8 protein-coding genes and 3 pseudogenes are annotated in these 13,611 nt (G+C 39.5%); 4 read left to right on the top strand and 7 right to left on the bottom strand.

Annotated elements, in window-relative coordinates:
* A pseudogene (locus G561_RS15405) lies at window positions 1-113 on the bottom strand (IS982 family transposase); the annotation flags it as partial.
* On the opposite strand from G561_RS15405, the gene G561_RS0112495 reads away from it, so the two are divergent.
* On the top strand, window positions 107-517 hold the full coding sequence (locus G561_RS0112495) for a hypothetical protein (protein WP_147286702.1): 411 nt from the start codon (window positions 107-109) through the stop codon (window positions 515-517). The pseudogene G561_RS15405 and the gene G561_RS0112495 sit on opposite strands and share 7 nt — an antisense overlap.
* 184 nt (window positions 518-701) lie before the next feature.
* Here the strand turns inward: G561_RS0112495 and G561_RS0112490 are convergent, their stop codons facing one another.
* Genes G561_RS0112490 through G561_RS0112480 form a run of 3 tightly spaced genes read right to left on the bottom strand, consistent with a single transcriptional unit; the run spans window position 702 to window position 4,249 of the window.
* Window positions 702-1,475 (bottom strand): hypothetical protein, encoded by a 774-nt coding sequence (locus G561_RS0112490; RefSeq protein ID WP_028859856.1) that lies wholly within the window; start codon window positions 1,473-1,475, stop codon window positions 702-704.
* A 24-nt stretch (window positions 1,476-1,499) separates the two neighbouring features.
* Window positions 1,500-3,224, bottom strand: coding sequence for a WG repeat-containing protein (locus G561_RS15035; RefSeq protein ID WP_051584556.1), 1,725 nt, complete (start codon window positions 3,222-3,224; stop codon window positions 1,500-1,502).
* 59 nt (window positions 3,225-3,283) lie between these two features.
* Window positions 3,284-4,249 (bottom strand): TauD/TfdA family dioxygenase, encoded by a 966-nt coding sequence (locus G561_RS0112480; RefSeq protein ID WP_227674017.1) that lies wholly within the window; start codon window positions 4,247-4,249, stop codon window positions 3,284-3,286.
* A gap of 308 nt (window positions 4,250-4,557) precedes the next feature.
* Between G561_RS0112480 and G561_RS0112475 the strand changes: the two genes are divergently transcribed.
* Complete coding sequence (locus tag G561_RS0112475) at window positions 4,558-5,556, top strand: diaminopimelate dehydrogenase (protein ID WP_028859854.1); 999 nt, start codon at window positions 4,558-4,560, stop codon at window positions 5,554-5,556.
* 349 nt (window positions 5,557-5,905) lie between these two features.
* Here the strand turns inward: G561_RS0112475 and G561_RS0112470 are convergent, their stop codons facing one another.
* Complete coding sequence (locus tag G561_RS0112470; protein WP_028859853.1) at window positions 5,906-7,210, bottom strand: Y-family DNA polymerase; 1,305 nt, start codon at window positions 7,208-7,210, stop codon at window positions 5,906-5,908.
* A gap of 338 nt (window positions 7,211-7,548) precedes the next feature.
* Here G561_RS0112470 and G561_RS15740 point away from each other — a divergent pair.
* Window positions 7,549-7,644: pseudogene (locus tag G561_RS15740) on the top strand (hypothetical protein); the annotation flags it as partial.
* On the opposite strand, the pseudogene umuD reads toward G561_RS15740, so the two are convergent.
* Window positions 7,627-8,034 (bottom strand): annotated as a pseudogene (gene umuD / locus G561_RS0112465) (translesion error-prone DNA polymerase V autoproteolytic subunit); the annotation flags it as partial. The pseudogenes G561_RS15740 and umuD sit on opposite strands and share 18 nt — an antisense overlap.
* Before the next feature lie 333 nt (window positions 8,035-8,367).
* Between umuD and G561_RS0112460 the strand changes: the two are divergent.
* Window positions 8,368-8,652, top strand: a complete 285-nt coding sequence (locus G561_RS0112460) for a helix-turn-helix domain-containing protein (RefSeq protein WP_028859851.1) — start codon at window positions 8,368-8,370, stop codon at window positions 8,650-8,652.
* A 90-nt stretch (window positions 8,653-8,742) separates the two neighbouring features.
* Here the strand turns inward: G561_RS0112460 and G561_RS14655 are convergent.
* Window positions 8,743-13,611 (bottom strand): VCBS domain-containing protein (locus tag G561_RS14655; protein WP_037032458.1); only part of this gene is annotated, 4,869 nt, incomplete at its 5' end.

Genomic DNA, 13,611 nt, shown 5'->3' with positions numbered 1-13,611 from the left:
GTATCGCTAAGTTTAGGCGCAAATCCGCCTCTTCTTAACGGTTTTTGAACGACTAAGTTGTAATATTGCTCTACCATCAGATAGATATTAATGATAAATTCGTCAAGTGGCATCTCATTGTCCTTGGTCTTCTTGGTCGAAAACTTTAAGGATAGTGAGGTGTCATTTTTTTTCAACCCCTAAAAGTGTTGAGAGTGGGGTATATGTTAATAAATATTATCGCACGGTAGTCATTGACCCTAAACGTAAAACAGTTATGCCTGCTGGCTTTGGTATTACAGAAGCTAGAGATTATGAAGGAAACTTATTAAAAGTTAATAACAAAGGTGAATCCTTAGAGTTTGATTTTAATATTAACTCCAATAAATTTTGCTTTAGTGGAAATTGGGAGCAGTATAGACGTGGTGCACCCTATCGCGACCAACCTTATTGCTTTATTTATGACAAAGATGAAGGAGATAAATACAAATATTTTAGTTTTGATGTACTAGGATACAATAACGGTAAAGACAAGTAATGGAAGAATTTCATCATAAGAAAGATCAGCGAAATAGTTAGATGTCCTAGTCGATTTAAATATCCCATTATCAACACAATATGGTTATAGAATAATTAAGCCCCCTGCACCTGTAGTAGTGAATTAAATCCAGACAAATAAAACCGTCTGGATTTAAACTCGTTATAGATTATGTTCAGTCTACCTATCTTGAAGCCGTCTTCAAACCATTATAAAAATCCACCATCATCTCTTTCGGTAAATAAATAACCACAGGCCGATTATCGGATACTAAATTAAGTGCCCCACCATTTGCATAATAGAACAGAAACTCTGGAGATATCTTTAAATCGTAAGCTCTTTCATAACGGCAACCCTTATCGGTACAATAGTCTTTTGACCCCTCAGGCGCTTTTTTTAAATCAAACACTCGTCCATCAGCATCAATAGCCATCCTAAAATCACGTGTCAGTGCTTGTTTACGTTGTTGGTCCGTAATACTGCTATCTACCACAAAATCACCTGTCCCAGTCGAAGAGACAATACGTATACTAGAATGAGCGACTTCCTTAGTTCTTGGATCGACCAAAGCCAATATAGCGAAACGCACGCCTTGAGGATTATTAGTAAAGGCATACGCTGTCTTAACTAAATCAAAACCATTTACCCTTTTAATTTCGGCTTGAGCACTTTGGTATTTAAAATCGTACAGTGAATAATCATTACTAGGCAGAAGATGCTCATATTGAGCTCTTTTAACTCCAAGATTTTCAACTCTAGCCCTCTCACCTATATTCATATCAGGTGTTTTTACGGTGTCTGCGTTGGTTTTATCTACTATAACTTTGGTCGCTGATTTGTTTATGCTTTCGGTGACTGTATTAATTTGATTATTAATCACCTGTGTCTGGCTGGCGGTACAGGCTGTCATTAATAATGGCGCTAATACAGCCCAAGCTAAAGTCTTTTTAATCAACATATCAATGTCCCTTTAAACCTTTAGTTAATCAACCCGGCAGCTAACCTCTTTACCCTTCTTATCAGTATCCCATCCATAGTCTTTAATATACTGGCCTAGCTTGTTTTTATTAGGAGTAATAATAGACATAGTATAGCCCTGCTCTTGGAACGATCCAGTTATAACGTAAGAAGTAGCTTGCGAACTGGCCATATATAAATCGGTTTTGGCAGAACCCAAAGATTGCATATTTTTTGGTAGCAAATAGACTTGCTGGAAATCTAAATAACCTCCATTTTCATACTCAAATCCGTCATCTTCTTTAACCTGTTCACTGAAAGACAGCTTTTTGAAGTTGCAGTTACTGCTTAATTTCTCAATACCTTTTAGCGTATCTAATCTTGCGTATGCGTCCTCACCACCCCAACGTCGAGTTTCGATGACCGCCACTTCTGGACGTTTTTTGCTACCATAAAAAGTAACAGTAGTCAGAGGATCACCATCAACGACTGTTTGAACCAACATATAACGGTTTTTAATATAATAGTCGTCTTGTAACCCTTCTGTGTTTGGCAGAGCCGCAAAATTATCCCAAGTCCAATCCACTTGCCGCATATTATTTAGTGTGGCTAATACCGGCTGGGTATTTATATCTATTTCTCCAGTGCTAACACCGACCTGTTCATCAGTAGCCATATCAGTCACAACGAACGCATCTGCCTCATAATCATCATTAAAGTACTTATGAGAACTATCGATACCGGCTGGGCACTCAGCTTCTTTGCCTTTGGTATCAATACAAAACTGGCGACCTTCACTGTCATTCACCAGCGCATAGCCATTCTTAAAGTCAATTTTGCCTTCACTATCCTCCCAATATACTCGGGTAAAGTTCATCGGAATGACCAGCTTGCCAGTTTTATCAATATAGCCATACTTCATATTGTCACTATTTTCTTCAAAACTAAAGACAGCGGCTAACCCATTTGAGAAGTCATTAACTTGTTCATAGTCTAGGTTGATAGCAATAACTGGCTTGTTCTCTTTATTAACATAGCCCCACTTACCGTCTTTTTGAACCGCTACTAAGCCTTCACTAAAATTACCCATGCCATCATAGATGAAAGGTATGACTTCCTTATTATTTTTATCGATTAGTCCATACTTAGAAGCCTCATTCTCAGAGGCTAAACCAGCAGCAGCAAAGCCCTCATTGAAATCACCTAACCAATCATACTCAATAGGAATAACTATTTTACCGGTTTTATCAATCGCACCATATTGTCCATTCTTAGAAACTACGGCCAACCCTTCAGAGAAATTATTTACCCAATCATACTGTAAAGGTATGACCACTTTGCCCTTAGTATTAATAAAACCAAATTTTTCGTTTTTAGTAACGGCAGCCAACCCTTCAGAGAAGTCATTAAAGGTAATTTCTTCACCGCCTTCCCCTGCCACAATCCCATCATATTCAAAGGGAATAACCAACTTACCCTGTTGATCGACATAACCCACTCTATTTTTCATAGTATATGGATCTGCGTCATTGCGACTCACAACACCGGCTAGCCCATCTCGTAGACAGCCCACTTGCTGGTAACCTTCCACTTCTGGTATCACGCACGGCTCATATTTTTTTGCTTCAACAACACCCGCCTGATCTAACTTATCGCTGCTACTAGAGCTGGCTGAATTGGTATTATTTTCATTACTACATCCCATTAAGGTGGCAATAGATAAAGTTAAAGCTAGATAGACGGGTTTCATAAAGACATCCTTGAATCTGAAATTTTATATTTTTAGGTAAACAGCATTACTATAAATTACTATAAGAGGTATCCATTCTTACCTGGAAAATCAGGAGCAAGCTCCCTAGCATTTGCCATTTTAAGCCATAATCTTACTAGCTTTCGGCGTTTATCGGCTTCAGGATAATCCTCAAAAGATTGTCTTGAATGCATAACCACGTAGTTATTACATAGCTGGATATCCCCAGGCTCAAGCATCATATCTAGTCTATACTCTGGACGATGACTTATTTCATCAAATATGTCTAAAGCCTCTATCTGAACACGAGACATAGGAACATTCATTATTTCATGCCCAGTTTCAATGTACTTTCTTAGATAACGACAAGCCAGCTTCCCCTCCCAATAGCTAAACATCGGTGTTAGCCCAGGTCCCTCTTTGCCTAGATGATTTAAATAGGCGGGATGATAATAGTAGCCTAGGTATTGAGGGTATTCTTTCAAAATAGTGTTATATACCGCAGAAAAACTAACCAAACTACTCTCACCACCTGTCATTGCCTTGCGTATACAAAGCAGTCCCACAACATCTGATAAGTCGGCATGAAAAGGTAGGTTCTCATTGGTTTGATAAACTCGAGTCTGTTTGTCATTGACATCACCAACATTCTCTACCAAGCCTAATAGCTGACCTCCTTTGTCTTGAATAACAGGGACACCTAAATACAGACCTAGAATATAAAAAATATCGATTAAATCTTGTTCACTGTAAACAGAAGCATCAAGGCCTCTAATCACAATAAAGCCATAGCCGTTCTCTAATTCTTCAGACACCTCATTTACCAGGGTCAAAAAGGCGGCGTCATCAATAGGCACATCACTTTTTTCAAAATTGGGGGCTTGTAGCTTTTTAGTTTGAATGGTTTTAAGGGCACTATCTAAAACAGATATTAAATGCGGGTCTAACTTTATAATCCAATCATCTTTATCGGCGATATCTTGACCTTTCCACGCGCATTTATCAGTGATTGGGCTTGTTAACATTGTATCCATACCTTACCTCTACTGTTAATGAATAATCCCATTGTACCTATAGGGTGAATTATTAAACAAGCTTAAGTATGATTTTAACTTCTGAAATTTTCTTTTATAAGACAAAAATATAAGTTGTATATGGGTGGCTCTTTATTCTTTCTATCTATTAACTTTGGCAGTTGTATCTAAGTATTTTACAACTGGTTCGATCAACTCCGCCTCTGATATAATCAAAACTTTAAAATTACTAAGCTGTTTTAGTGCAATTTACCGCACAACTTATTAAATAAAATGTACTACTTAAAAGGCGAATTATAATGACACAACCAGTTATCAAAGTTGCCATCGCCGGTTATGGTAACCTAGGTCGCGGTGCCCAAGCCGCTATCAATCAATGTCCAGATATGCAATTAGTCGGTGTATTCAGTCGCCGTGAGCCTGCTACCGTTACTTTGATTGACAATAGCGTGCCTGTGTATGCCATGGATGATATCGAGCAATACAAAGATGAGATAGATGTGCTGATCTTATGTGGTGGCTCTAAGTCTGATTTGCCTGAGCAAGGCCCAAAGCTGGCGGCTTTATTTAACATCGTCGATAGCTTTGATACTCATGCCAAAATCCCTGAGTATTTTGAGTCGTTAGATGCTCCTGCCAAGCAAGCCGGCAAAGTAGCCTTGCTTTCTGTAGGCTGGGATCCCGGTTTATTCTCTATCAACCGCTTATACGGTGAAGCCATTTTACCCGTTGGTGAAACTTATACCTTCTGGGGTAAAGGCTTAAGTCAAGGTCATTCAGATGCGGTGCGCCGCGTGGATGGAGTTAAGTCAGGTGTGCAATATACGTTGCCTTCAGAATCTGCCATGGCACGAGTTCGTAGTGGTGAGCAGCCTACGCTTAGCACCCGCGAGAAGCATACCCGCGAATGCTATGTGGTCCTAGAAGAAGGTGCAGATGAAGACACCGTACGCAATGCCATTGTGACCATGCCTGATTACTTCGCTGATTATGACACCACGGTAAACTTTATTGGCCAACAAACCTTTGATCGTGAGCACCAAAAGATGCCCCACGGTGGTTTTGTCATTCGTAGTGGCGTGAGTGGTAATGATGACCAGAAAAACAATCAGACTATAGAGTTTTCGTTAAAGCTAGGTAGTAACCCTGAGTTCACCTCTAGCGTCCTCGTGGCTTATGCTCGTGCGGTTTATAAAATGAATAAAGCTGGTGAAACTGGGGCAAAAACAGTGTTCGATGTGGCGCCAGGTTTGTTGTCACCGAAGTCCCCAGCGCAGCTGCGTAAAGAGCTGCTGTAATTTATAGAAATTTATTTTAGATTAATAGAGCCGTTCATAATTCTAAAATATTGATAGCTGAAAGCCCTAATCTCTAATGTAAACTTAACCCCATAAGTTGGACACAATTTATGGGGTTCATTCCATCTATATGATGCTTGTTTTGTGAAGCTTATAAAAAACAATTTAGTTATTTGATATTTATAAATGACTTCGTTGAATCAACCATAGCGCCATAAATGGGTAAATTTTTTGCTTTATCAAATTGTTCCGCTGTTTTAATCCCAAATAAAATTATATTTTAATTCACTTTTTTGATTAAAATATTTGCAAAAATCTTAGGATCGGCATCACAGTTTAAGCCAGACCCTCACTTAACCACAACAACATCACTAATCCGCGTGGTATAGCAGGGGCTTAATAGCTGACGGTTCATCTGCCAAGTTTGGTTCTCTTTTATACCTTCACTCGCGATAAATAACGCCGCTTGCTGATTGTGGTCCTGCTTAAATTTACTATTTAACTCATCCATAACCGCCATTAATGCCGACTGTCTTTGTTCTTCATCAATATCTTGTTGAGTTGAAGCCTGCTGAAACAAATCCAGCTGCACCTCATCATGCTGACAAATACCTGATAACATCACGCCCGCCTTCGCATAACGCACCCCATCTTTATAAATCCTAGCCAATACTTGTCTAGCAGCACTGACCATCAGCCTAGTGTCTGCGGTTGGGGTGCAAAACTGATACTGACCGGATATAGGGGTATAGCGCTGTTGTTTGCTAAAAGCACTATTTTTGGCAAAGACCGTCATTAGGCTACACACACTTTGTTGCTTACGCAGCTTACTGGCTGCAGTTGCTGCATGACTGCAAATGGCCTGCTCTAAATCTTGTTGACAGGTAATACGCTGGGAGAATGAGCGGGAGGATATGATTTGTTTTTTTGGTTCATCGTGTTCAATACCCAGACAAGACTGTCCATTTAGCTCCAAACAGGTTCGCTCTAACACCACCCCAAAATGCTGACGAATTTTAGCAGGCTCACAGATAGCTAACTGATATACCGTTTCGATACCTAGAGCATTTAACCTATGCTTATAACGGCGACCGACACCCCACACCTCTGCTACATCAGTGATTTGCATTAATCTACGTATCCAGCGTGGATTGGTTAAAACACAAACCCCTTTAGTGGCAGGGTACTTTTTGGCAGCATGGTTAGCGAGCTTGGCCAAAGTCTTGGTTTCTCCAATACCTACCCCGACCGCAATACCAGTGTACTGCTGAACAATATGCTTAACTTTTTTGGCATAAGCTTCTAAATCCTGCATAGCGACTGGATAATCAGCTAAGTACAAAAAAGCTTCATCAATAGAATAGACTTCCACGGTAGGGCACAGAGACTCTAAAGTACTCATTACCCGCTGTGACATATCGGCATACAGCGCGTAGTTTGAGCTAAATACCTCTACTTTGTGTTGCTGACAGAAGTCTTTTACCTGAAAATAAGGCACCGCCATCTTTATGCCCAATGCTTTCGCTTCAGCCGAGCGAGCCACAACACAACCATCATTGTTAGACAGCACTACCACTGGTTTATGCTTTAAATCCGGTCGAAATAACTTCTCGCAGGAAGCATAAAAGCTGTTGCAGTCAATAAGGGCATACATGGGATCATCCCAGTAACTATTTTTCAGATTAGGGTTTAAATTGAGTGGATTAATATTAACGATACAGCGCTTATAGTAATTATCAGTAGCCGTAAGCTATTTAATGTTTATTTACCGCTAAGATATCAAAGAGGCGTAACCAAATACAGCTGTATAACAATGATTTCAGTGGATTCACGACGGCAGATGTCGTTTAGTATTAAAAGTAGTAATAAAATTGAGGGTTTAGTAATGCGCTATGGACTAGGAGAGAGTTAGAGTTGATTGAGTGATAAAGATGATAGGGAGTTGCAAACAGCTAGTTTCAATAATAGAGGCAATATAACGATGATGAAACCATGATAAAACTATATAACCCGTTAAAAGTCCGGACGTCGGTTTTGGCCTCGGCCACGTTTTACTTCACGAATGATATTTTTTACCACCCCAAATACCTCAAAGTCTATTTCATCATCCAGAATAATATCGTCAAAGTCTGGATTATAAGCAACCAGCTTAGGAGTCGGCTCCAGACACAGCTCCTTTACCGTAAACTCGCCATTGATAGCACAAACAATAATGTCGCAGTGCTGGGCTTCTAAGCTACGGTCTACTACTAACAAGTCGTTGGGATAAATACCGGCATCAATCATAGACAAGCCCCCTGCCCGCACCAAAAATGTAGCGTTGGGATGACTGATACACAGCTCATTTAGATCAATACTGGCTTCAACATAGCCAGCTGCCGGTGAGGGAAATCCCGCCGGTACTCTTTCGATAAAGTATGGCAGTGGGCTATAGCTTTCAGGATTTAGCTTACCTAGGATTTTGGTTTTTGTGGTCATAGTATGATTTTGGATAAATTAAATTAGTTATGTTCCATATATTACCACTAACCCTAATAACTTATCTCCAATAACTTACCTCCAATCACTTACCTCCTCAATCACCCCTAAAAGCACTGCCACATCTTCGCCTAATTTAGAGCCTATCATTATTTGCGATATTGGCACCGGTTTGTTCATGGTCATCATTCCGCATAATAAAAAAATAATGTCGCTTATAGGCCTATGCTGTCAAATTTTTTCGTCCTTACTGTCTCGCCTCACCTTTAAGCTCTATTAAACAACATAGAACCCAAAACAGGTTCTTAGTACCTTGAGCCTAAAATATACCAAATGAGCAATTTAAGAAAATCAATACACTCGACTGAACATGAGTTTCTTCGTCAATACTTAAAAAATCGGCGAAAAGACTTAGGCTTATCCCAACGCAATTTAGCGGATCGTATGGGTGTTATTTACTCTTTTATTGGAAAAGTTGAAACAGGAGATAGGCGTCTAGATGTCATTGAATTTATTCAGTATTGCAATACACTAGAATTAGATCCCATTGAAGTGGTGAAAGAGATTAAAGATAAAGTTGTACAAGATAATAATCATAGGTCAACAAACAAGGCTTAGTGCAAGAATAAATTAAAAAATACCCCATAAGTTGGATCCAACTTATGGGGTTTACTTTACTAAGGAAACGTTTTTTAAAGTACTATTAAATTATATGATAGTTGGTACGTTATCAATATCTAAATAGATAGTAGCATTAGCTGATTCAAACATGTTATAGCCTGCTTGATTACTATTAACAGATTCCGTAAAGCCTTCTAAGATAATAGTATCATCCTTCTCAGCATTAATGAACAATGTATTATTAGAGTCTGTGATTCTTTCAACAGTAACGTCTGAAATCGTTAAGGTTTGATTGACACCATCAAACAGATCAAGAACCTCAATATCACTAATTTCAGTTGTGGATATAAATTCAGACACATCAGCTGCACCTACACTGGAGTCAAATACTATAGTATCTTTACCAGCACCACCATCAATTTCAACATCTTCTAGATCAACGAGGAAGGTATCATTACCTGTACCGCCGAAGAACTTATCGACACCGCCTCCGCCTTGAATAATATCGTCATCACCGCGACCATAGAAAACTTCATAATCAATATTAGTACCAGTTGTATCACTACCAATAATAGTGTTGTCGGTACGATCACCTCTAACTATCACAAAAGTTTCGCCTTGAGCATCGATTCCTTGCTCACCCGAGACTTGAGTTATTGTCACTACAGCATTACTATCAAAGCCTCCATCACTAATTGAGTAATTAAATCTTGCTTTAAAGTTGTCTAAAGTGACTGTAACAGTATTAGGATCTGTAATTGTACCTATTGCACCAACAACAGACTCAGTAGCTCCATTAAACTCAGTAGACAATCTAGTGATATCATTAGCCATTAGCGTTTTATAGTCAATCGTAACTTCACCAGTCTGAGTAGTAATAATGCTGTCATTATTAGCTTTCAATCGATAGACATCAATCAGCTGTTCAGATGAAACAATGTCACCATCTGCATCTTTTACATTAAAGTAAATAGGCTCTTTATAACCGTACACTGTACTGCCTGTCTGATAACTATACTGACCTTTACTGTAAGCTGTTCCATCTGGAGCAGTACCATCATCCATATGAACATAGAATATACCACCAGTTAAGCTAGAGGTTGCGGTTAATAAATGTTTTGCTGGATCATAATTTACTGTAGAACCATCCTCAGCTGTAACCGTGTTAGCTTCCTGATCATACTCATAAGTAATACCACTAATAGTTATAGAAACAAAACCACCACCATCAGCACCTAGACCTCCAATAAAGTCTGAAGATGAGCCATTGATTAAGTCTCTGTCCTCTGAAGTTGGAGCAGGGATAGAGTTAAGTAATTGCTGAGCTAAATTACTAAAATCAGCTTGCTGACCATCCATGTCATGTCCAGTTACACCGTCGTAGGCAATTGGATGAATTAGATCAACATTTACGTTGCTAGGGTCTCCCATAGCATAGGCAAACGCTGTAATGCCATCTGGTGCGACACTCGATGTCTGCCTTGGATTATTAGGTTCACCATCTGGAGAAAGCCAAGTTTTCCATTCGAGTTCTTCTGTAGGACTTATACCACCAGCTTCTTCAACATTATTACTACCAAATAAACTATCTCCTTTTTGGCCTCGATTAGGGAAACCATCTGTTAAGAAGTAGGTTCTATTGTAATCTGCCTTATCAATAGCGCCAGGCTTATCAAAGTTTTTAATCGCTGTCGCTAAAGCTGAATCATAGTTAGTAGCGTTTCCTGCTTCCAGATCAAATAAGATATCCATAGTTTCTTGTACAGTAAGCCACTTACTATCCTTGAACGTTCTACCTTCTATATCAAAATCAATAATCTGTATTTTAGTACTACCTATATCTTCATACGCCTTTATCATATCCAGTATTGCATTTTGAGTTACCTCCATGCGACTTAAGCCTCGCTCGATAGATATCGTATCACCTACTTTATTGTCATCAAAATCTGTAACATATTTAGCGACTTTTACCTCACTTTGATTTACAACTCTGCCTAGCTCTTTTCCTTGATAATATACCTTCCATACACCTTCAGATACGTCGTATTGAGTATTTGATCCTACTTGAAGGGAAACAGCACCGTTAGCACTATCTATATAATAGTAACCATAGTTTGGATCAGTGGCCTTAATATGCCCAGCAGGAGGCTTGCCCTGCCCACCAGTAGATACATTATACCCATCTTGGAAATGTACTAAATCATTATTAGCTCCATAAGTATATAATTGACTACCATTAGTAGCATAAATGTCTATACCTTCATTATATATGGCCGCACCTTCATCACTCGTTAAAGTAATTAAGTCCCCATTTTGATCAAAAAGGAAGAAGCTATCCCTAACACCGGATGACCATCCCATGCTACCTGAAGTATCAACAATTAACTGAACATTAGAAGTAACTGGTTCTAGTAAAATAGTATCTTTACCCTCAGCAACAGTTGGACGATCATCTTCAACAAATACAGAAATTGGTTTAGCGATCGAACCATCAATACCATCACTAACCACTGTATTGAATTGAAGTTCAAGTACATCTTCATCATTATTACTTGGATGGTCTATGGCATGCATCAAGGTAACAGAATACGGCGCCTCATAATTACCATTTGCATTCTTAACACTTTCTCCAACTTCAATAGTCATGACATCCACTACATTACCATTAACTTCAGCAGTTCCTTTCAAGGTTCTTGGTGTATCTGCTGTATCTATCCATTCCCATGAAACTGCGTTACCTTGTACGGTAACCTCTGCTCCGGTTGGTACAATAGTAAAGTCGCTGGCTTTAAAGTTATCAACATCTGTAAAGGTAATCATGCCCCTTGTATCACTTGCTGAGTCTGTTTGATCATTTTTAAGTTCAATGTGTTTTTGTTCAGCAACAGTTCTGGCTTGCTCAAGCGCTTCTTCAGCGGCTGTAACCGCTGCTAACAGATCAGAGTTATTTGGATTTTCGGCAAGATTACTCTTGGCAGTTTCAAGAGCCTCTTTTTCATCAGAAATCTCATTATCAACTGCATCTCTAAATATTTGATCAGTTTCATTAAAGCTGAAGTTATCTTTAATACCATTGTCAGCAGATGTTTCCGCCGTTAAGCCTTCTTCTGATACACGTGTAGAGGTAATTTCAAGGATCTGTGGCGCATCGTTATTACCTTGAATGGTGATATCTAGTACAGCAATATCTTCTAACGTACCATCAGACATTGTGTAGTTAAATGACTCTAATAGCTTCTCACCCTCTTGTAGCCTCTGAACCGTAGTATTTTCATCATCTACTTCATAAGTATATGAGCCGTCTGAATTAAGAGTTAATGTGCCATAAGTTCCGTGTAGAGAAGTACCAACTTTTCCGACAGTACCTGAACCCTCATTAGCTCCAGTACGAATTCCAGTAACCGTAGCATTGACATTAGTAGGATCATCGTTGTCTAGAACATTACCAGTGGCATCTTTAGATCCATCGGTATTATCATTACCACCACCTTCCACGGCTGTACCTACATCATTAACTGCGGTTATATCATCGTTAATGATAGTGCCAACCCCAGTATCATCCGAGATGGTAGCATTTTTAGGGTTAGATAATTTAACATTATAGGTTTCTGTTGGCTCCCAGAAATCATCTCCAACTACAGTAACATCAACTGTTGCCGATGTAGACCCTGCTGGGATAGTAACTTGAGTTACAGTTGTACTGACATCACCTGATACAGTACTGACATGCTCTATCTCAACATCAACAGTAATAGCCTCTAAAGGTAAACGAGTAGTATCTTCAATAGAAACTGTAAATTGTACAACTTGATCTTCATCTGTTTCAGTAATCGCAATATCGTTTATAACCAATGCGGGAACATCATCATCAAGAATTGTACCTGTAGCTGTAGAGTCTCCAATAGTTAGTTTAGTAGTTTCATCATACTCAATCTCATTATCCGAGATGGTAGGATAAGTAACTGTAAACTCAGTAACGCCAGCTGGTATCGTAATTTGACCTGTTGTAGCATCGTAAGTAACACCATTACTGAACGTTAACGTATTGTCGTAATCTTCTCCTACCACTGCTGTGCCATCTTCCAGTACTAAGTCGTAGCTAACTGGAGCATCAGTAGCCTTATCTAAAGTAACAGTATGAACAAGAGATGAACCTTCTACTATTTCAGCATCTTCCACAGTAATAGTCGGTTTATCATCATCACCGTTGTTCTCGTCTAAAATAACGCCTGTTGCACTCGGTGTGCCTATTGTAGCGTTCTCTGGATTACCAATCTCAAGAACCATGTCTTCTGACACTTCATAGATATCATCGTCTACGACTGTAACGATAATTGCTGGTGCTGCAGTTTCACCTGCTGGTATTTTTATGCTGTCACCATTGGTCAAGAATGCTTCAATGGCAGCTTGATCACCTAGAGTAACTTGGGTACCATCGGCTTTAGTGTAACTGATTGATGCAATGTCTTCAGCTTCAATAGTACTATCTGCGCCAAGCTTAACGTCAACAGTTGTGTCAAATTCACTAACATTATCTTGAGTGATTTCAAATACTAGGGTGTTATCTATTCCTTCGATAGCTTTTGGAGCAGTAGCTGCAATGCTAACTTCAGGTTTGTCACCCTCGGTTGGGTTGCCGTCCTCATCCGCTTCGTCTTTGATGACAGCTGTGTCTTTTATGCTCTCGCCTAGCTTAGCGCCTTGTGGGCTACTGATCTCAAGAACAACGTCTTCTGACACCTCATAGATGTCATCGTCTTTTGGCGTCAGCTTGATCGCTGGCGCTTTGGTCTCTCCTGCTGGTATTAAGACAGTTGCGCCATTTTCTAAGAAGTCAGCAATCTCTTCTGGCGTCTCAAGCACCACTGGGTTGCCGTCTACATCAGTGTATTCAATCTTCTCGATGTCTTCAGGTTCAATGCTGCTGTCACTGCCTAGGTTAACGTCAACGGTGGT

Source organism: Psychrobacter phenylpyruvicus DSM 7000 = NBRC 102152, assembly GCF_000685805.1.
Taxonomy (GTDB): Bacteria; Pseudomonadota; Gammaproteobacteria; order Pseudomonadales; family Moraxellaceae; genus Psychrobacter; species Psychrobacter phenylpyruvicus.
The sequence above is the reverse complement of the archived record's forward strand: the minus strand, read 5'-3'. Positions and strand labels throughout refer to the sequence as shown.